General features: G+C 41.3%; 14 protein-coding genes and 6 pseudogenes. 5 read left to right on the plus strand and 15 right to left on the minus strand.

Annotation, left to right across the window (positions count from 1 at the left end):
* Positions 1 to 116 precede the first annotated feature (116 nt).
* The 3 genes and pseudogenes from PSI23_RS14640 to PSI23_RS14650 all read right to left on the minus strand — a co-directional run.
* A pseudogene (locus tag PSI23_RS14640) lies at positions 117 to 995 on the minus strand (primase-helicase zinc-binding domain-containing protein); the annotation flags it as partial.
* A 2-nt stretch (positions 996 to 997) separates the two neighbouring features.
* On the minus strand, positions 998 to 1,405 hold the full coding sequence (locus PSI23_RS14645) for a hypothetical protein (RefSeq protein ID WP_273555781.1): 408 nt from the start codon (positions 1,403 to 1,405) through the stop codon (positions 998 to 1,000).
* Positions 1,398 to 1,523, minus strand: coding sequence for a hypothetical protein (locus PSI23_RS14650; RefSeq protein WP_273555782.1), 126 nt, complete (start codon positions 1,521 to 1,523; stop codon positions 1,398 to 1,400). Before PSI23_RS14650 ends, PSI23_RS14645 begins: the two co-directional genes overlap by 8 nt.
* Before the next feature lie 133 nt (positions 1,524 to 1,656).
* Between PSI23_RS14650 and PSI23_RS14655 the strand changes: the two genes are divergently transcribed.
* Complete coding sequence (locus PSI23_RS14655) at positions 1,657 to 1,848, plus strand: hypothetical protein (RefSeq protein WP_038194249.1); 192 nt, start codon at positions 1,657 to 1,659, stop codon at positions 1,846 to 1,848.
* A gap of 198 nt (positions 1,849 to 2,046) precedes the next feature.
* On the opposite strand, the gene PSI23_RS14660 is transcribed toward PSI23_RS14655, so the two are convergent.
* The 5 genes and pseudogenes from PSI23_RS14660 to PSI23_RS14680 all read right to left on the minus strand — a co-directional run.
* The gene (locus PSI23_RS14660; protein WP_038216727.1) at positions 2,047 to 2,331 is read right to left on the minus strand and encodes a helix-turn-helix transcriptional regulator; all 285 of its coding nucleotides are present in this window, start codon (positions 2,329 to 2,331) and stop codon (positions 2,047 to 2,049) included.
* A 123-nt stretch (positions 2,332 to 2,454) separates the two neighbouring features.
* Positions 2,455 to 3,671, minus strand: a pseudogene (locus PSI23_RS14665) (tyrosine-type recombinase/integrase).
* Between the two features lie 557 nt (positions 3,672 to 4,228).
* Positions 4,229 to 4,399: pseudogene (locus PSI23_RS14670) on the minus strand (integrase domain-containing protein); the annotation flags it as partial.
* Between the two features lie 780 nt (positions 4,400 to 5,179).
* Positions 5,180 to 5,932 (minus strand): hypothetical protein, encoded by a 753-nt coding sequence (locus PSI23_RS14675; RefSeq protein WP_273555783.1) that lies wholly within the window; start codon positions 5,930 to 5,932, stop codon positions 5,180 to 5,182.
* Between the two features lie 155 nt (positions 5,933 to 6,087).
* Positions 6,088 to 6,270 (minus strand): annotated as a pseudogene (locus tag PSI23_RS14680) (tyrosine-type recombinase/integrase); the annotation flags it as partial.
* 1,597 nt (positions 6,271 to 7,867) lie between these two features.
* Between PSI23_RS14680 and PSI23_RS14685 the strand changes: the two are divergent.
* A complete protein-coding gene (locus PSI23_RS14685; RefSeq protein ID WP_273555784.1) occupies positions 7,868 to 8,170 on the plus strand; it encodes a helix-turn-helix domain-containing protein in 303 nt (100 codons plus the stop codon).
* A 214-nt stretch (positions 8,171 to 8,384) separates the two neighbouring features.
* Here PSI23_RS14685 and PSI23_RS14690 read toward each other — a convergent pair.
* From PSI23_RS14690 to ftsY, 7 genes and pseudogenes are all read right to left on the minus strand, one after another.
* Positions 8,385 to 8,534 (minus strand): annotated as a pseudogene (locus PSI23_RS14690) (branched-chain amino acid ABC transporter ATP-binding protein); the annotation flags it as partial.
* A 39-nt stretch (positions 8,535 to 8,573) separates the two neighbouring features.
* Positions 8,574 to 9,707: a glycerate kinase gene (locus PSI23_RS14695; protein ID WP_273555785.1), complete on the minus strand. Its 1,134-nt coding sequence runs from the start codon at positions 9,705 to 9,707 to the stop codon at positions 8,574 to 8,576.
* A gap of 225 nt (positions 9,708 to 9,932) precedes the next feature.
* Positions 9,933 to 11,184, minus strand: a pseudogene (gene cml / locus PSI23_RS14700) (CmlA/FloR family chloramphenicol efflux MFS transporter).
* Positions 11,185 to 11,494: 310 nt separating this feature from the next.
* Positions 11,495 to 12,352 (minus strand): RNA polymerase sigma factor RpoH, encoded by an 858-nt coding sequence (gene rpoH / locus PSI23_RS14705; protein ID WP_273555786.1) that lies wholly within the window; start codon positions 12,350 to 12,352, stop codon positions 11,495 to 11,497.
* A gap of 212 nt (positions 12,353 to 12,564) precedes the next feature.
* Positions 12,565 to 13,545, minus strand: a complete 981-nt coding sequence (gene ftsX, locus PSI23_RS14710) for a permease-like cell division protein FtsX (RefSeq protein WP_273555787.1) — start codon at positions 13,543 to 13,545, stop codon at positions 12,565 to 12,567.
* Positions 13,538 to 14,218 (minus strand): cell division ATP-binding protein FtsE, encoded by a 681-nt coding sequence (gene ftsE, locus PSI23_RS14715; RefSeq protein ID WP_273555788.1) that lies wholly within the window; start codon positions 14,216 to 14,218, stop codon positions 13,538 to 13,540. The genes ftsX and ftsE overlap by 8 nt, the downstream gene beginning before the upstream one ends.
* A 6-nt stretch (positions 14,219 to 14,224) precedes the next feature.
* Positions 14,225 to 15,673 carry a signal recognition particle-docking protein FtsY gene (gene ftsY / locus PSI23_RS14720; RefSeq protein WP_273555789.1) on the minus strand — a complete coding sequence of 483 codons (1,449 nt, stop codon included), beginning with the start codon at positions 15,671 to 15,673 and terminating at the stop codon, positions 14,225 to 14,227.
* A gap of 310 nt (positions 15,674 to 15,983) precedes the next feature.
* On the opposite strand from ftsY, the gene rsmD reads away from it, so the two are divergent.
* From rsmD to PSI23_RS14735, 3 genes are all read left to right on the plus strand, one after another.
* Entirely contained in the window at positions 15,984 to 16,580 is a 597-nt protein-coding gene (rsmD, locus tag PSI23_RS14725) for a 16S rRNA (guanine(966)-N(2))-methyltransferase (protein ID WP_273555790.1), read from the plus strand.
* Between the two features lie 42 nt (positions 16,581 to 16,622).
* Positions 16,623 to 16,904 (plus strand): DUF1145 family protein, encoded by a 282-nt coding sequence (locus tag PSI23_RS14730; RefSeq protein WP_273555791.1) that lies wholly within the window; start codon positions 16,623 to 16,625, stop codon positions 16,902 to 16,904.
* A gap of 221 nt (positions 16,905 to 17,125) precedes the next feature.
* Positions 17,126 to 17,752: a lysoplasmalogenase gene (locus PSI23_RS14735; protein ID WP_273555792.1), complete on the plus strand. Its 627-nt coding sequence runs from the start codon at positions 17,126 to 17,128 to the stop codon at positions 17,750 to 17,752.
* Positions 17,753 to 17,872: the final 120 nt, after the last annotated feature.

The following is a 17,872-nucleotide window of genomic DNA, read 5'->3' on the forward strand; positions in this document are numbered from 1 at the left end:
TTACAGCCAGCTTCGTCCTCACTGGTATAACAATGGGTTAACGCCCAATGAGTCAGAACGATTATTTTGGAAAAACGCTAAGCCAGTGACCAATTTTTGTTGACCACAACAAATGCTACCCATCCGTTGATAGCTTTGGCGGTCTTCTCGGCTGCAATCTTGCCAACGTTCTTCTTGGGCTTACCGTTGTTGTCCAGCTCACCCGGTGAGTGCCAATCATTGTCGGCGGCAAGTATGATTTTTGCTGTTGGCCACCGTTCTCTGACCTGTTCAGCAACAGCAGATAAATTCCCCTCATCCATCGCAGCCAGTACTAAGCCCTCATGCAATTGGCTGACCGTTAAGGCCGTTGCATAGCCCTCGGTAATGATGAACGTGTCAGACGTTCCGGTTATCTCAGATAAGGGAATAAAACTCCCCTTTTTCTGAGTACCGTAAACAAAGCGCTTTTGACTGTCTGGCATAATCGTTTGTGCGCCTGTTATCGTTCCGTCCAATGTTTGGGTCACCAGTAATAAAGAACCGTCTTTTAATAACCGCTGGTTGGGGCATTGCAGCCCCTTTTTAATCAGATACTGAGATTCGCCAATGACAGAAGTTGCGACCAATGCCGCAACACGTTCCATAATGGTTTTTACTGTACGGGGCTTTTCTTTGGCTAGCTTGGATTCTGGTAAAGGAAGCGCCAGCGCACCAGAAACCAATTTAGCCGCTTCAAAGATAGTGATCCCTTTAGTTCTTGCCACTAAATCCAGCCCGTCACCGTGATTCGGCTGGTCACACTGGCGACAATGCCAGTCACCGTTATTGTTATCATCAATAAAATGAAAACGATCAGTGCCGCCGCATATCGGGCAAGCACCATGCTTGCCTCTTGCCGGAACATCAATCCCACAGGTGGGTAATAAAAGTTGCCAGTGACTAGCGGCGGATTGTTTAACCGCTCGGATTACGTCAATCGGACGACTTTTCTGGTTATTCTTTCCTTGACTCATGATCACTCATCCTCGCCATTAACTGCTGCATAAAGCGAATAGTAGACTTCCTGATTGATGTCACAGGCCAGCGAAAGCAAATCATGTAATTCTTCCGAACAGTGTTGGCTGGCCTGCTCAAGAATGACCTCATATAAAGAGGTACATAAACCCGCCCGAAATGAAGCCTGACCTAATGGATCGGATTTCCTGTATACAATGCAATTTAATAATTTATTCATCGGTGGCTGCGGAGCATGTTTCAACAGGGCGCGGTAAACTTCCCGATGAATATCGCCCGCCAGCGCAATCAGATTATTTAAGTTAGTTTCGCATTCATCTTTAGCTTTTTTGGTAATGAACGTGAAAAGTGAAATACCCAAACCTGCACGATATAGCGCCTGTTTTAGTGAGATAGGTTTATTACTCATTGTATGCCCCCTGACGTAATACGAAGATCAAGGGGGACATATCAGCCAGCCGCTGAGTGCCGGATGCAATTAAGAATGTAAATTTAAGGCGAGTTTGGTTAGACTGTGTATCAGCCATAGCATTAGCTCCGATAATGTTGTGGTTAAACGCCCTACATGTGTTGCGATCACTGTGGGGCGTTGTTCTATTAGGCTCTACCGTGGTAAGGTGTGTACCTAATGTATATAATACTATTCTGATAGGTACACACATGTCAACAGTCAAAAGAGATAAAAGCCCTAAGGGTGAAGGCAAAGCTCCGGCTTTCCAAATACGTATGCAGCCTGAATTTAAGAAACAATTATCAGAATTAGCCAAAAATGAAGGCATGAGTCTGGGAAACTGGTTTAAGGATCTAGCCCGTAAGGAATTACAATCACGGGGAATTGAACCCAAAGGCTGAACCGCCCAGAAATAAACCCAGTTATTGATTAATCCTCTCAAAGAAGAAATTATCTCAAATTGGTGACTCCTTAAACAAAAGGAGTCCTTATAGTTAATAGCCGCCATCACATCCCTTTATCCCAAAAAATCAGACTATTTTTAGAGTGAGTTAGGCCGCTGCCAATTAAGGCAGTTAATTTTTCCATCACGCTATTATTTAATTAGTGGCTTTGCGGCTATACGGGTTATTTATATTTTCTACTGTGGGCGGATTGCGTACCCAATGGAGCAGGTCACTAAGTAGCCAAGCACAAGAATTGCGGCCTAATGGCTTACGGGCAGGGAAACGGCCTTCATTTTCCAATTTCCATGCTGACGTTCTGGAAATAGAGGTGATGTGCTGACGTTCCTTTTCACGTATCAGACGATCATAAGGTTCGCCATACTCGGAAAGAATAGCACGGCGTTCTTCAGGTGTAGGAATGCTGTATTGGATAGTCATGTTACCCTCACTGTTTAATTGTTTTTGTGAGGGTATTTTACTTAAAGGGAATCATTACAGAAGAAAGCAACTTTGTTACGTATATATTACAATTGCCCTGCTTATCATCAAATCAAATACCCATTACTGAGCTGATTTTAATATAACCACATTCTCATAATTACCTGCCAACACATCCAGCCGCTCACACCACTTGTTTAAAGCGTCTAGCTTCTCTGGTAGGTATTGGCTCCTGTTATAAATTGCCATTACTCCCGGCAAAGAGTGTCCTAATAGCTGCTCAACAATATGAGGTGCTATTCCCATATCATTTAACTTCGTCGCAAATGTTCGTCTTAAATCGTGTAACGTCCATGCTTCGGAATGTTCAAATCTTTTCCATAAGTTACGACCAAATTGAGAAATAACTTCTGGCTTTTTCAATTCGCCTAATAAATAGCCGCTATTTTTATTCAGATTATATAATTCAGTTATAAACTCCCTGATATAAATAGGGATTGGACGAATTATTTTTTCATCTGTTTTCGTGTGCTCTCTTGGTACTGTCCAAAACCAATTATCAAAATCCCATTCTTTCCATTCTGATAATCTGGCCTCATGGGAACGGCAGCCAAAAATAACCAGTGCTCTCAGTAAATAGTTATAATAGGGAATATGCTTATCTTCGTTTATCGATTCCCATAATTGCCCTAGTTCTTTATCAGTTAATACCCTATCTCTCTTATTTTGCTTTTTACCAACATCAGGAATAGTTAAATCATCAAGAGCATTACTTATTGCATATCTTCTAACCCTGCAAAATTTCAATGCCTGCTTACACATTTGAAATATATAGCCAGTAGCTACAGGGGATTCGTTTCTCGCACGGTCAAAACACTTTAGCCAATAACGAGTTTCACAATCACTTAAAGCCATCTCACCTATATAGGGGTAAATGTGTTTCTCAAGCTGCGCTATATGACGAATAACATTAACTCTGTTATCTCTGGCATAATTGTCAATCCAGTACTCCAAAGCATCTCGAACTGTGACGGGTTTAAGCGATTCTTGAAGCTCAAGATTTAATTGTAATTTTGGATCTTTTCCTAATGCTAACCAGTTACGGCATTTATCTCGTAGCTCTCTAGCTGCCTTTAGACTCATATCGGGATAGCGCCCTAACGTTAAACGGTTTAATTTCTTACCATCCAGCCTGTATGTAAAAACCCAGCTAACGCCACCGATTACAGATACTTTAGCACTAAGCCCCGCGCCATCTGCTACAAACTCAATTTTGGCACTGGTTTTCCATAAAGCACCTTAACCTTTTTATCACTTAGCTTATTCAGTTCATTAGCCATGATCACCCAAAATATTTATACAAATGTTTATACAAATGTTTATACACAGTTTGTTGTAAAAGTGGGTAAACGTCAATAAACACTGAAACAATATACAGTATATAATTTAATTATCACTTTGATTTTATTTGAATTTAAAACAATACTTGATAGCATGAGAACTTAAAAACTGAAAATACGGCATGAACTGATCCTAGTCTTAGATCATGTTGATATTAAAGCACTTTCTCTTTTTGAGGGGGTGCTTTTTTTGTTTCTGAGTACCCGATCGAATACTCCACGTAAAAATCCTCAGCATAGAAAGTTATTGGAAAACATAGAGACAAACAAAGGGTGAAAACAGAAGGAATTAGTGGGGTAGCGATAATATTGGTGGAATGCCAGTCGTTGCGAATATTTATCATTCCTACTACCTCTTCCACTGAGACCTAAACCCTTGTCTCCTGACGAATAAAGCCATTCTGTTGGTAAAACTCCAATGTATCTTGCTCCCGTGCATAACGCAGGCTGTAGAGAGAATGACGGCCTTTTAAACCGATTTTTATCGTATGTGTTCGCTAATAGTTCATAGTCTGTTTGAGATCCGGTTTATCAATCAACCTGCTGCCACGTTGTTCTGTAATTGTAACCGTCTGCTCTACAGCCTCTTTCCCAACAGCAACATTCAATACACGGGTTTGTCTTGGCCGACCGCCTTTTGTACCAAAAACAATATGAAGTTTCGTCTCTGGTTGCTCTAACTACTTCCGCCAACTTTTCAACGAAGCACTACATTACACCACTCCCTGAAAACGCAAACTCATCAAGTGGGCAAGTTTCAGTGTGACTGCAAATCCTTCATCACGTCCAAGTCCTTTTTGATAAACAACCTGAAACATTACCATCTGCTTAACTTCAGAGAGCACTTTTGTAATATTCGAAGTATAACTTTGCCTGATATTAACATCATTAATTACATCAGCAAAAATCCAAAAGAAGCTCCTCTAATGCTGCAACAGCTTTATCTAAAATAGGATAATCTTGTTTTCCTGCAAATGTTTCTTTAACCACTTCATATGTCATGATTTCACCCAATAATTTTTCTTAAAAAAATTCCTGTTATTGATGTAAACATAACCTTATTTTGTTGATTAAATTCACCATTAAGAACCGAACCATCATCAAGCATAACAAGGCATTTAATACCTCAATAGTCAATTTTTAGTAGCTTAAAAACCTCACCATAGTTAATTTTAGCATTTCTAAATTTATCATTGTGATTAATATAAAAATTCCTTTTGAAACCTAAATAATATATTAAATAACCTTCATCAACCGCTTTTCTAAATGGAGGTAAAAATGAGCATATTAAACTCCTATTTTTACATTGATTTATATCCTTCGTCTTTCAAGTTGCCTCTTTATCGGCTGCGCTCATTCATCCCCGGTCACATAGTTATCTATGCTACCGGAGATTTGATCCCTTGCCACCGCGACCCACCTTGAAATTCTTTGGGCATATTTATTAATTACATCATATTAAATAATCTAGACAATTCCCCAGATAGATCGCGGTTAAGTATACTACGCTGGTAATAGTTATCCCATAATGTTTCATTTAAAACCCAAGGTGGATAAATAGGTTTTTGATTCAACCAAAATTGTATTTTGCTAGCGACTTTTTTACTATTTCTGTTTCTGTAAATCCACCTCAATTCTTTTGCAGTTATAGAATCCTTTGTTTTACTTACGACTTCTTCTATATTTATTCCATCAAGTATGAAATGTATATGCATATTCGGAGTCAGTGGGTAATTGCTCATAGATACCCATGATAATCCCCCTTTACATTTCCTTCCTATAGTTACATTTTTATTATCTATATTTTCATCAAGCACAGTATGATATTTATCGTGTTTTTTAAGATAAGAATAGAAACTTTCCTTATATTCTTTGTATCCCTCAAAAGCAACAACATTAAGATAACGTCTGTATTCATATGCCTGATTATTGCGTTGTAGTGAGGGAGCTACTTTCCTATTTTTCATTGAATTATTAAAATTATCTAAAAAAGATATCATTTCCCTTTCTTCAGACGGAATTAAATAATAATTAATCATTGGCGGTTTAAAGAATTCTTGTCCAGAAGTAGATTTATCAAGTTTACGTTTAACAATTTTGAATTTATCAATATCCCTAATATAAGATTCTCTTCCCTTAGCCAAACCATATATCAGGTCACCCTCAAAAAACTCATTTCTAAAAGGAGGAACGAATGGCATATATCACTCTCTTATTTGACACAAAAACAAGTAACACATTATAATCCCGATTATTAAAATAAATGTAATTTTTTATATAGTTATCAAAATAATTAAATATAGAAAATATATTTTATTCGAAAATTAACAATGAATTTTCTTACATAATATCTTCAATATATTGCCATAATTCCCGGCAAAGTATGGCCTAAGAGCTGTTCCATGATATGTGGTGCCACACCTAATTCATTCAGTTTTGTTGCAAAGGTTCATCTTAGATCATGTAGCGTCCATTTTTCATCATGCCCTAATCTTTTCCATATATTACGCCCTGCTTCCGGCGTTTTTGATTCTCCTAACGGATTGGAAATACCTTTGAACCATCACGATATGGCTCGAAATATCACTAATTTTCACCTCCTACACTGGAGTGTGTCATTTTCCCCGTACGTCTAGGAAGTCACCGTGCTGCATTGCTATGACACGAGCAGAGACACAGGTTCATAAACAAATTCACCGTTTTCGACTGGAAACCCCAACGGAAACACTGAGCACTATTTTGCCACTGCTTGCATCATTGCAAGTGCATAGTCTCCCCAACATTAATTTATTAAAATTTTTAGCCTAATCAAATCTCGTTTGGCATCCACAAAAAACAAATCAAATAACGTGCTATAAAAATACATATATGTATGTATTTTGCGATTTAAAATCTCTCAGAGAGAAATCACCTCGTTATCGGCTTATACAGCAAAAAACTCCCTCAATTTGATGATTATTCATAGATAAATCGAAAAATAAAAAAATATATCGCTTTTCAAAAAGTACCCAAGCCGAGCCACAAAAAACACATCTGATTGTTTTTATTTAAAAAAATATAAAAAATCACCCTTTATCAAACGAGATATCTTCTTTGTTTTAAAAATATCGTAAGTACGAATGAACTCCAATTTTGGATAAATTAAAAGTCTATTTAGTAGAAAAGGTAACAATAAGTAATATTTTTAATGAAAACTTAGTAAATCAATCACAATAATCAACTAAAATGTTTAAATGTTTTTATATAAGCCAAATCAATAAAATCTTATTAAAAAAACAAAACATTTTATATCAAACTGTTAAGTTTGGATTTATAATCCACTTGGTGGCTATTAAGTAGAATTAAATTTTATATATGTATTGTATTTTGTGTATTAGTTCTGATTTATTTTATAATACTTGAATGCCATCAAGTAGTATTTTTTCACCATTAATACTACTGAAACGCAACAAAATATGTGGATAACAAAAAAAATTCATATATTATAATTAGTTAAATGAAATGATTTTCATTGTGTAATGAAATTTGACTTAGGTTATATTATGTAGGATTATGTGTACAGTTTGATATATTTTGTCCAGTTTATAATCGAAAAAAATTACCAATAAGAATAAAACATGTCAATTAATATGAGATTAGGTAGATATTTATTATTTTTTGCATATTTATCTTATTAAGTTATTTAAAAATCATTACAAATCAACAAAATAACTTATGTAAAATTACATAAAATACCATAAGGTAAAAAATAGGAGAATATTAGTTATCTCTCATGCAAGGAGAACAGAAATCCTGTTTAAGCTGCATCGGTAGTGCAGTCGAAAAAATATGTAGAGGTAGCGACAAAACAGAAAAATGTAATTCATATCATGGAAGAACATTCCTTGCTTCGATAACGGACTGTTTTTTTTACAAAAATGTTAATAAAAAAATCATGTCATTACAAAAAAAAGACGCATATCAGAAAACAAAACGGCGAATCAGGTGGTAACAATAGGCATACCGTGAACGGTAATAAATCCTTCAAGGCAAGCTCTATTTTACGAGCAACTGGCGGAGCGAAAATCCAACTAATTTCAAACCCCAGCAAGTCTCCTTGATGACGCCATAACTTACTGATTAAAAAAGGATAAGATATGGAAGATGCAAATCTATTAGTCGGGAAACGTATTTGCACCAAAAGAAAAGAGCAAGGTATCACCGCAACAGCATTAGCAAAACAAATTGGCATCAGTCAACAGCAACTTTCACGTTACGAAAGAGGGACGAATCGAATTAACTTAACCCATCTTGTTCGTATTGCCAGAATATTAGACACTTCAATTAGTTGGTTTTTTCTGGATTGCATGGAAAGCAAAAAAGAGGACAGTACTGTTAATAAACTCACGGATCAATTTACTCCCATTGCTGAAACAACTATAGGGAAAAATGGTTGTTAAATGGGACAAGGTAAATTCGTCAGAAGCCTATTGTGTCACTGATTTCAATTATCCAATCCAGGCTTCTGACTCTTGTCAAATATCATTGTAAATTGTGCATTTCATTATCGGGTGTGCTCCATTATATCAGCGATATCGACAATAAATCGCTTAATGGTCATCAGCTCCTCCGCCGAGTAGTTTTCCAATAGTTTCAACCAACTTGCTTCTGCTATTATTCTCCCCAATAGGCATTTCTGACCGCTTCATTGGCTGGCAATGCCTTGCCTGTATCACCCAAAGCAATATGGTCATTTTCGAGCACATAACCACGATCAGCTAGTTTCAGCACCTGATTCGCATTTTGTTCAATCAGAAAGATAGACTGAAAAATCAAAATATTTCAAAAAAAACAGCATATTATTCAGCGAGAAATAGCCCAAAACGCTGCAATATTATGTGCTGTTACCTGCAAGTTATCAGCGCCATTGGCAAGGGCATCTGACAGGGAGCAAGCCTCCGGTATGACGGAAAAGACTGCATCCAACCCATGTTGATGCACAATGTGATAGTCCCGGCTCATTCCCCCAACTAACGCAATGGTGGGAATACCAAATTTTTTCGCAACACAGGCAACACCAATGGGAGTTTTACCGTGTATGGTCTGGCTATCTATGTGGCCTTCCCCCGTAATGACCAGATCCGCGCCCTGAATGGCTTCTTCCAGCTTCAAGATATCGATAACAATCTCAACGCCTGACTGCAATTTCGCTCCCAAGCATCCCAATAAAGAAGCGCCTATTCCTCCCGCCGCACCTGCACCAGCGGCATTAATCACACTTTTCCCCATTAAGGATTCCACTTTCATTCCATAGTGATGCAATGCAGAATCCAGCGATTTAACCATCTCCGGTGTCGCTCCTTTTTGTGGTCCAAATACCACTGATGCACCCTGTTCACCACATAATGGGTTATTCACATCACAAGCCACGGTGAGTTCAATTTTCCTGAGACGTGAATCCAGATTCGTTAAGTCGATGCTTTCCAGCCGAGTTAATGCCGCGCCGCCAAATGACAGAATACGACCGTCATAATCCAATAAATTCGCTCCCAGTGCCTGCATCATACCTGCGCCACCATCGTTGGTTGCACTGCCTCCAATGCCTAAGATCAGTTTGCTCGCGCCATGTTCCAACGCAGCCAGAATCAGCTCTCCCGTCCCATAACTCGTTGTTACCAGAGGGTTACGCTGTTCTATCGGCACCAAATGCAAACCAGAGGCCGCCGCCATTTCAATTACTGCGGTTTTCCCGTCTCCAAGCAGGCCAAAAAATGCCTCAACAGGCTGCCCCAAAGGATCGGTAACAGTACATACGATGCATTTTCCTCCTGTGGTGGCGACCAATGATTCTACTGTCCCTTCTCCACCATCTGCCATGGGCAACTTGATATAGTCTGCTTGTGGATAAACTTCCTTAAAACCCCGCTCTATCGCCTGTGCCACTTGCAAGGCACTCAGGCTTTCCTTAAATGAATCAGGGGCAATCACAATTTTCATAATCAATTTCCTCGGCTCTCTGACACATATTTTCTGGCATCCCTAACCAGCAAAGCCAAATACTCCAAATTCATCGTACTTTTTATCGGGAAGCGCGACACGAATCTGTACCACTACAATCTTCAAAAGAAGTAATCCGTGTCGCAGTATCCGTAGGCCACCTGCTTAATGACTTTGATCCGGTTGTTCATCCTCTAAAACGCTTTAATCATGATCATTGTCCGATTACGGGCTACCAATTTCTCGTGACACAAGGGCATCATGCTCTTCACTGCTTATTGCTAATATGAAGCCTGTTGGGATTAAAGCAGGACAGACAAAGCACTACTGTTGCTAGGATTAGGCAATAAGCGATAATCGGCCAGGAAGTTGTGCTGGATAAAAGTGTAATGGCGAGTGTTCCGACGCTCCCTAACAATAGCCCTCCCAAACAAAAGTAAACTGCTGTAGCAGTCCCTGCTATATGATCGCAACCTCGAAGCGCACCATTAGGTGCCACAGAAACCGCAGTAGCAATACCAACACCGACAAGCCACATTGGGGCGATGAAGCCAAATACCGACTTAGGCATGAGTGTCTCTCCAACAGCCAGCAACAGTGCTCCTGCTATCAGGCAGCACATTCCTGCCCGTAACATGTTCAGGCTTCCCCACCGGGTAATCAGACTTCCCACGATTCGCGAAGTAACTATCATTGCGACGGCCACTGTTGCAAATAGCAAGCTGAAGTTAAGCTGCGATAACCCTTGTCGGCCCATCATTAGCCAAGGAGCTGTTGAAAAAAAGACGAAGAAACTACCCATTCCTGCACTGTAGCAGAGCGTATACAGCCAGAAATGCAGGCGTTTTACTGGAAAAAGTAACTGCGACCACTGAAAGTCTGCCGTCCGTTGCCATCGGGTCTCTGGCCAAAGTCGCCAGGCTACAATAACAGCTACTGTCATTGCGCTCCCTAGCAAACCAAAGATTGCACGCCACCCCAACCAAGTATCAACCAACACCCCTAGCAGTGGGCCTACTGCTGGAACCATAGCAAGCATAGAGCTAAGTAAGCCATAGATGATGTTGCTTTCCTTACGACCCGAATAGATATCGCGTATAGTCGCGAAAGTGGTTACGAGGCATGCTGAAGCACCACAGGCTTGAATAACCCGGAAACTCAGAAAAACTTCTGGCGATGAAGCTACCGTCAGGCCGAATGAAGCCACAATGTAAGCAACCCCACCACTAAGTAAAACAGGGCGACGACCAAACCGATCTGACAGCGGGCCGAATAGAAGCTGACCGGCTCCTAACAAAACCAAGTATGCCGTCAACGTTAGCTGGATCGTCCCCGCTCCTGCACCAAGTACATCGGCTATAAAAGGCACTACGGGTAGATACATATCCATGCCCAGTGATGCCAGTAAATCGAAAGGTGATAACAGTAATATTGTGGCGGTAAGAGAATATTGCCAAGAAAAATCTTTTGAGTGCACGAGTCCATCTCCTCAAATTAAGGATTTGGCGGCGATCTCGTAAGTTATGTAATTCCTGAGAACGCCGCAACAACCGAAAAACTATGGTTGCTGCGGCTTATTTATCTACTCTTTTGGTAGTGCTCATATGCGGGTTTTACCTCATGAATGAATCCATATCGTAACAACCTTCACACTAAGATGCGAAGAACCTAAAAAAAGCGATAAAACAAATTATCGCTTTTTTTAATCTAGCAAGTTTTACTCAACTAATTATATGTAACTAAATGGCGTGCAACTAAATTGACATGCCATTAATAAGTCTAAGAGTTTACGCCTCAATAGCCAGTCGCAACTTTTTCATTGCATTTTTTTCTAGCTGTCGAACACGCTCGGCAGATACACCATATTTATCTGCCAATTCTTGCAAAGTAGTTTTGTTGTCATCATCCAACCAACGGGAACGAATGATGTCTTGGCTACGTTCATCCAGTCCTTCCATCGCCACAGAAAGTTTATCCGCAGCGTGGCTTTCCCAGTTATCTTCTTCAATGCCATCGGCAAAGTCAGAAGCTTTATCTTGCAAATACAGCACCGGAGCCACAGGATGGCTATCATGATTATCATCATCAGAGGACATATCGAATGCCATATCCTGTGCTGACATGCGAGATTCCATCTCTCGGACATCTTTGCTGGTCACACCTAATTCTTTGGCGACCAGATCAACTTCATCCTGATTGAACCATCCCAGACGTTGTTTAGCCTTGCGTAAGTTAAAGAACAGCTTGCGCTGAGCTTTTGTTGTTGCAACTTTCACAATACGCCAATTACGCAATACATATTCATGGATTTCTGCCTTAATCCAGTGAACCGCAAAAGAAACCAGACGCACGCCTACTTCTGGATTAAATCGACGAACCGCTTTCATCAGGCCAATATTGCCTTCCTGAATTAAATCCGCTTGCGGCAGACCATAACCGGCATAACTGCGGGCAACATGAACAACGAAGCGCAGGTGAGAAAGAATCAGCTTTTTCGCTGCATCCAGATCTCCCTGGTAATGCAGCCTTTCTGCCAGTTCCCTCTCTTCCTCTGCGGAAAGCATAGGATAAGCATTGGAGGCACGGATGTATCCTTCCAAACTACCTTGTGGAACTAATGCCAAAGTTTGCATTTCTTTTGTCATTCAAATTCTCTCAAAATTAGATCCAAATTGATGGCTTTCAGATTTGCCTGAATTAACCAATGAGATTTATTCAAGTCAAAGATACGTCTATTTTACCACCGTAGAGATCATATTCAAATCATCTCAATTGTGTGAATATCAGCACAAAGCCATAACTGTGAGTTAGGCAACGATTAAGCCTAAAAGTTCACTATCAGGCCTTGCAAGCGCCTTTATTCTGGCTTAAAACGACGCAAATGCTGAATTGTCGCAAACCATGCAGCAATCCAACCAATCATACCCGAAATAAGCACTAATAAGAGAGCTTCATCCCACCCCAAACCATACAGCCTAAAGCTTGTTCCAAAGACACTCGCTACTTCCGTAACCACATCGGAAAGCTTCCACACCAACAAAGAGGAAAGGATTAGCGAGAATATTGCCCCTAAAATCCCCAATAAGGCTCCACCATTAAGGAAAGGGCGCAGAATAAAACCATCTGTTGCCCCAATCAGCTTCATGACGTTAATCGTCTCACGTCGGCTAAAGATACTCAGCCGGACACTGTTACCAATGACCAAGAGCAATGCAACTACCATCAAAATACTTATCACAGCGGCAATTCTGCCAACAAGGGCGGTCAAGGCAGTCAAGCGGGAAAACCAGCTATCATCCATCCTGACTTCTTCAATACCTTTAATCTGCGCGACCTGATCTCGTAATGTCGTTAGTGTCTGAGTACTTTGGAAATTCAATTTGGGAGAAACGATAGCGACCGCCGGAAGAGGATTTTCCTCCAGCAGTTCCAGTGCACTGGCAAACCCCGACCAAGCACGGAATTCGTTTACGGCTTCTTCGCGGGAAAGATAATTCACCGATTTCACGCCATCCATGCCTTTCAACTGATCAATCACCTGTTTGGCGCTATTGTCATTCAGTGATTTATCCAAATAGACTGTGAGTTGTGGGACGGGATACCACTGTATCACTGCTTGGTTGACGTTTTTCCAAACAATATAAAACACACTCGGCAAGGTCAGGGAAATGGCTATCACCATAACGGTCAGCAATGTTGCCAACGGTTGGCCAAACATATCAGACAGAGTGCTTTTCCATGCATAACGCCACTGTACACGCCACCCTCCTTTCAATGATTTGGACTTGGGTGTCTGAGACTGTGTTTTTTTCGCTGAATGACGGACATGCTTAACCATGCTGTCCTCCTTGCATGCGTCCCTGATTCAGGATCAAGGTACGATAATTTCTTCGTTCAATATTTCTTCGTTCAATAAGAGCGATATCATGGGTAGCCGTCAAAACCGTCACACCAACCCGGTTAAATTCTTCAAACAGACGCATGATCCCCTCTGATAATTCCCCATCCAAATTTCCCGTCGGTTCATCCGCCAACAGTACGGTTGGCTTATTCACCACTGCGCGAGCGATCCCAACACGCTGTTGTTCTCCTCCAGAAAGCTGAATGGGGAAATTTTTCGCTTTGTCCAGTAAGCCGACCTTATCCAACGCCGCAGATACTCGTCGACGAATATCTTCAGTGCTTGCCCCTGAGATAATCAGTGGCATAGCAACGTTTTCGTATACCGTGCGATCCAAAAGCAGGTGATGATCCTGAAAAATCATGCCGATCTGACGACGCAGAAAAGGGATCTCCCGGGGTTTTAGTCGGCTGATGTCATGACCAGAAAACCAAATATGGCCTGCACTGGGGCGTTCGATACCACAGATAAGTTTCAAAAGTGTACTTTTACCGGCCCCTGAGTGACCGGTTAAAAATGCCATTTCTCCTGGAAGTAGATGAAAATCCACTCCTTGCAACGCCTGCCGACCTCCAAGATAGGCTTTACTGACCTGTTCAAAGCGAATCATTAATAGTTAATCCTCTCGGGCAAAAAGAGCCTCAATAAAATCGTCTGCCTTAAATGGACGGAGATCTTCAATTCCTTCACCCACGCCAATGTAGCGGATTGGGATCTCAAATTGATCGGCAATAGCGAAGATAACTCCCCCTTTCGCAGTACCATCCAGTTTTGTCAGTGAAATACCCGTCAATCCCACAGCTTCATGGAATAGTTTAGCCTGACTTACAGCATTCTGACCTGTACTTGCATCCAGAGTCAGCATAATTTCATGAGGCGCTTCTTCGTCCAGTTTTTTCATCACCCGAACGATTTTTTTCAGTTCTTCCATCAGATGGGATTTGTTCTGCAAGCGCCCTGCGGTATCCGCAATCAGGATATCAACGCCTTTGGCCTTGGCTGACTGAATGGCATCAAAAATCACTGAGGCCGGATCTGCGCCCGTATGTTGGGCAACCACAGGAATTTTGTTGCGATCGCCCCAAACCTGTAACTGCTCTACCGCTGCTGCACGGAAGGTATCCCCGGCCGCCAGCATGACTGATTTGCCCTGAGACTGATATTGGCGCGCCAATTTACCAATAGTGGTCGTTTTGCCAACGCCATTCACTCCCACCATCAAAATGACATAAGGTGATTTGCCTTCAATTTCCAGTGGCTTATCAACTTTCGCCAAAATGTCTGACATCTCTTCTTTCAGTTTAGAGTAAAGCGCTTCCGCATCTTTCAGCTCTTTGCGGCTGGCGTGAGCTGTCAGGTTAGTAATGATCTTACGGGTAGTTTCGACACCCACATCCGCAATCAGTAACTGCTCTTCCAGTTCTTCAAACAGATCATCATCAATTTTCTTACCACGGAATAGCCCTAAGAAACCGGAGCCAAGATTTTGACGGGTTTTAACTAAGCTACGTTTCAGACGAGCAAAAAAACCTTCTTTAGTTGGTCGTTCTTGTTCCTTCGGTAATGCTGCTTGTTCTTCCGCCAGACGCTGCTGCTCGGCTTCTTCGGCGGCACGGCAGGCTGCTTCTTCCACTAAACGCTGCTGCTCGGCTTCTTCGGCAGCATGACGGATTGCTTCTTCCGCTAAGCGTTGCTGTTCGGCTTCTTCGGCCGCATGGCGAGCCGCTTCTTCCGCCAGACGCTGCTGTTCGGCTTCTTCGGCGGCACGGCAGGCTGCTTCTTCCACTAAACGCTGCTGCTCGGCTTCTTCGGCGGCACGGCGGGCTGCTTCTTCCACTAAACGTTGCTGCTCGGCTTCTTCGGCGGCACGACAGGCCGCTTCTTCCGCCAAACGCAGCTGCTCAGCTTCTTCCGCAGCACGACAGGCCGCTTCTTCCGCCAAACGCAGCTGCTCAGCTTCTTCCGCAGCTATTCTTTCTTGTTCAGCTTGTTCCTCTTGCTGCTTCTTATCTTGACGACCAAGTCCGAACCAAGAGAAGAAACCTTTTTTTTGCTCTTTTGCCATCGGCCACTACACTCCTCGCGGTTAATTATGGCGTTATAACAGCCTATCCCATGATACTTTCATCTTTCAAACCACAGCGCTGTTGGCTTAATGACAACCAGAAATCTATTAGATATATGCTGTTTTATCTACTGGGACAGGTTCTAACGGTGATAAAATCCAGTCTAACATTTTCATCACACCACAACACATATCTATAGCGGATTTCATGGTAAATTAATCAATGGATTTCTTCATTTTCACTCACTTTTTGTCTCCGCCAGATATTATTTAATAGCATCGGATGACAAATGCTTAAGTTATGTAAATTATGACCAAAAAACCACAACGCGCGTCTTTAGGGCAAATTCGTATTATTGGCGGAAAATGGCGTGGGAGAAAATTGCCGGTTCCTGATAGTGACGGCCTGCGCCCAACAACAGATCGCGTCCGCGAGACTCTGTTTAACTGGCTGATGCCAATAATTCAAGAATCTCGTTGCCTGGATTGTTTTTCCGGCAGCGGCGCTCTTGGATTTGAGGCTTTGTCACGTTATGCAAGTCACGCTACCTTAATTGAATATGATCACAATGTGGCGAAACAACTATCGGTTAACCTAGCCTCACTGAAAGCTGAAAATGCCGATGTGATACAAGGTAGTGCACTACAATACCTCAACGAATCCCTTAATGGCACAGGAACAGGAACACCGTATGATGTGGTTTTCCTCGATCCTCCATTCCGTAAAGGAATGCTGGCTGAAACAATCAATTTATTGGAAGCCAATGGCTGGCTGGCAGAAGAAAGCTGGATTTATGTTGAGGCAGAAGCAGAATCTGCGGCAACAGAAGTTCCTCCAAACTGGAAACTGCATCGGGAAAAAATCGCTGGACAAGTTGCTTACCGGTTATATATTCGCCATCAGTAAATATGGTGTCTGAACAGTTTAAACATAATTTCGGAGTTAATGATGTTTATTCAATTAGGAAGAGTAATCATGATCTTGGTTTGGGGCATCATGATCTTCAATTTGCTTCATCCATTCCCTAATCCATTGAAATATTTCATGGATATTGCAATGGTCTTTACAATAATCATGCATGCTTTTCAATTGATTATGCTGAAAAGCTCCCAGCCTAAAGATCAAAAACTGTCTGCTTTTTTCCAAGCCAAAATCTTCTTTTTCGGCGTTTTTGAGCTATTGGCTTGGCAGAAAAAACAACAAAAAGAGAAAGAAGGGGAGAAAAAGTAACTTCCCGTACCAAATGTTCCATTTTGTCTTCTTCCTATTGGAGACAAACCAAAAATCGTTGATGAGTAATTATGCTAATTACTCATTGACGTTCTTTGTTTTTGATAATAAAAAGTTATTTGTTCGTTAATAAAGATAAATCAAGATACTCTCCGTACCAATCCCATCAAAAATAAAATTGCCTGATAAAAAGGGCGTTAAACATATAGGAAAGGAAAAATATGAGTTGGCCATTTCTTGCTGTGTTTTTCTCTGGATGGTTATATATTGATGCCGTCTATCGTGGCACCAACTGGCAGCAATGGGTTTTCCGCCCTGTCACTATGTTGCTCCTGTTATTATGGGCTTGGCAGGCACCCAATCTTGAAGTTTCAGGTTACTTCATCATTGCAGGTCTTGTTACTGCATTGCTCTCTGATTCACTCCGCATGCTCCCCAGTAAATATTTACTCATCTCATTCATCGCGCTATTTCTGAGTTATTTGTTATACACCATCAGTTTTGCTTTACATATGGGCTTCAATTTCTTCTTCCCACTCCCTTTGATCTTGCTGGTCGTAGGCATTGTGGTCATGCTAACAATCTGGACTCGTCTGGATCATATGCGTTGGCGGGTGGTAGATAGTTTCGTTATGGCGCTGCTAATGGTTTGGGTTGCCGGAGAACAATATTTTTCATTCAGCAATGCAAGCCGGTTTTCTATTATGGCTGGAGCTATCCTGCTACTCCTTGCACATAGCATCAATATCATTGCTCATTATCGTTTCCCTTTTAAACTGTCAAAAGCGATTGTTGCTGCCTGTGGTTTTATCGGACATTTTTTAATTATTCGTTCATTGTTCCTGTGATTGCTTGCTCTTATCGGGCAAAAGCTTAAAACGCAGATAACATAAAGAGGGAGGAAGTTGATGATGAGAATCCACCTTAAATAGCACAATTCATCAAAAGAATTCCTCTTATTAGATTTG

Source organism: Xenorhabdus yunnanensis (assembly GCF_028598805.1).
In the GTDB taxonomy this organism is placed as follows: Bacteria; Pseudomonadota; Gammaproteobacteria; order Enterobacterales; family Enterobacteriaceae; genus Xenorhabdus; species Xenorhabdus yunnanensis.

Coding starts and splice junctions, on each gene's coding strand:
- PSI23_RS14645 (WP_273555781.1), bottom strand. CDS start 1,405: ATGAGTAATAAACCTATCTCACTAAAACAGGCGCTATATCGTGCAGGT.
- PSI23_RS14650 (WP_273555782.1), bottom strand. CDS start 1,523: ATGGCTGATACACAGTCTAACCAAACTCGCCTTAAATTTACATTCTTA.
- PSI23_RS14655 (WP_038194249.1), top strand. CDS start 1,657: ATGTCAACAGTCAAAAGAGATAAAAGCCCTAAGGGTGAAGGCAAAGCT.
- PSI23_RS14660 (WP_038216727.1), bottom strand. CDS start 2,331: ATGACTATCCAATACAGCATTCCTACACCTGAAGAACGCCGTGCTATT.
- PSI23_RS14675 (WP_273555783.1), bottom strand. CDS start 5,932: ATGCCATTCGTTCCTCCTTTTAGAAATGAGTTTTTTGAGGGTGACCTG.
- PSI23_RS14685 (WP_273555784.1), top strand. CDS start 7,868: ATGGAAGATGCAAATCTATTAGTCGGGAAACGTATTTGCACCAAAAGA.
- PSI23_RS14695 (WP_273555785.1), bottom strand. CDS start 9,707: ATGAAAATTGTGATTGCCCCTGATTCATTTAAGGAAAGCCTGAGTGCC.
- rpoH (WP_273555786.1), bottom strand. CDS start 12,352: ATGACAAAAGAAATGCAAACTTTGGCATTAGTTCCACAAGGTAGTTTG.
- ftsX (WP_273555787.1), bottom strand. CDS start 13,545: ATGGTTAAGCATGTCCGTCATTCAGCGAAAAAAACACAGTCTCAGACA.
- ftsE (WP_273555788.1), bottom strand. CDS start 14,218: ATGATTCGCTTTGAACAGGTCAGTAAAGCCTATCTTGGAGGTCGGCAG.
- ftsY (WP_273555789.1), bottom strand. CDS start 15,673: ATGGCAAAAGAGCAAAAAAAAGGTTTCTTCTCTTGGTTCGGACTTGGT.
- rsmD (WP_273555790.1), top strand. CDS start 15,984: ATGACCAAAAAACCACAACGCGCGTCTTTAGGGCAAATTCGTATTATT.
- PSI23_RS14730 (WP_273555791.1), top strand. CDS start 16,623: ATGTTTATTCAATTAGGAAGAGTAATCATGATCTTGGTTTGGGGCATC.
- PSI23_RS14735 (WP_273555792.1), top strand. CDS start 17,126: ATGAGTTGGCCATTTCTTGCTGTGTTTTTCTCTGGATGGTTATATATT.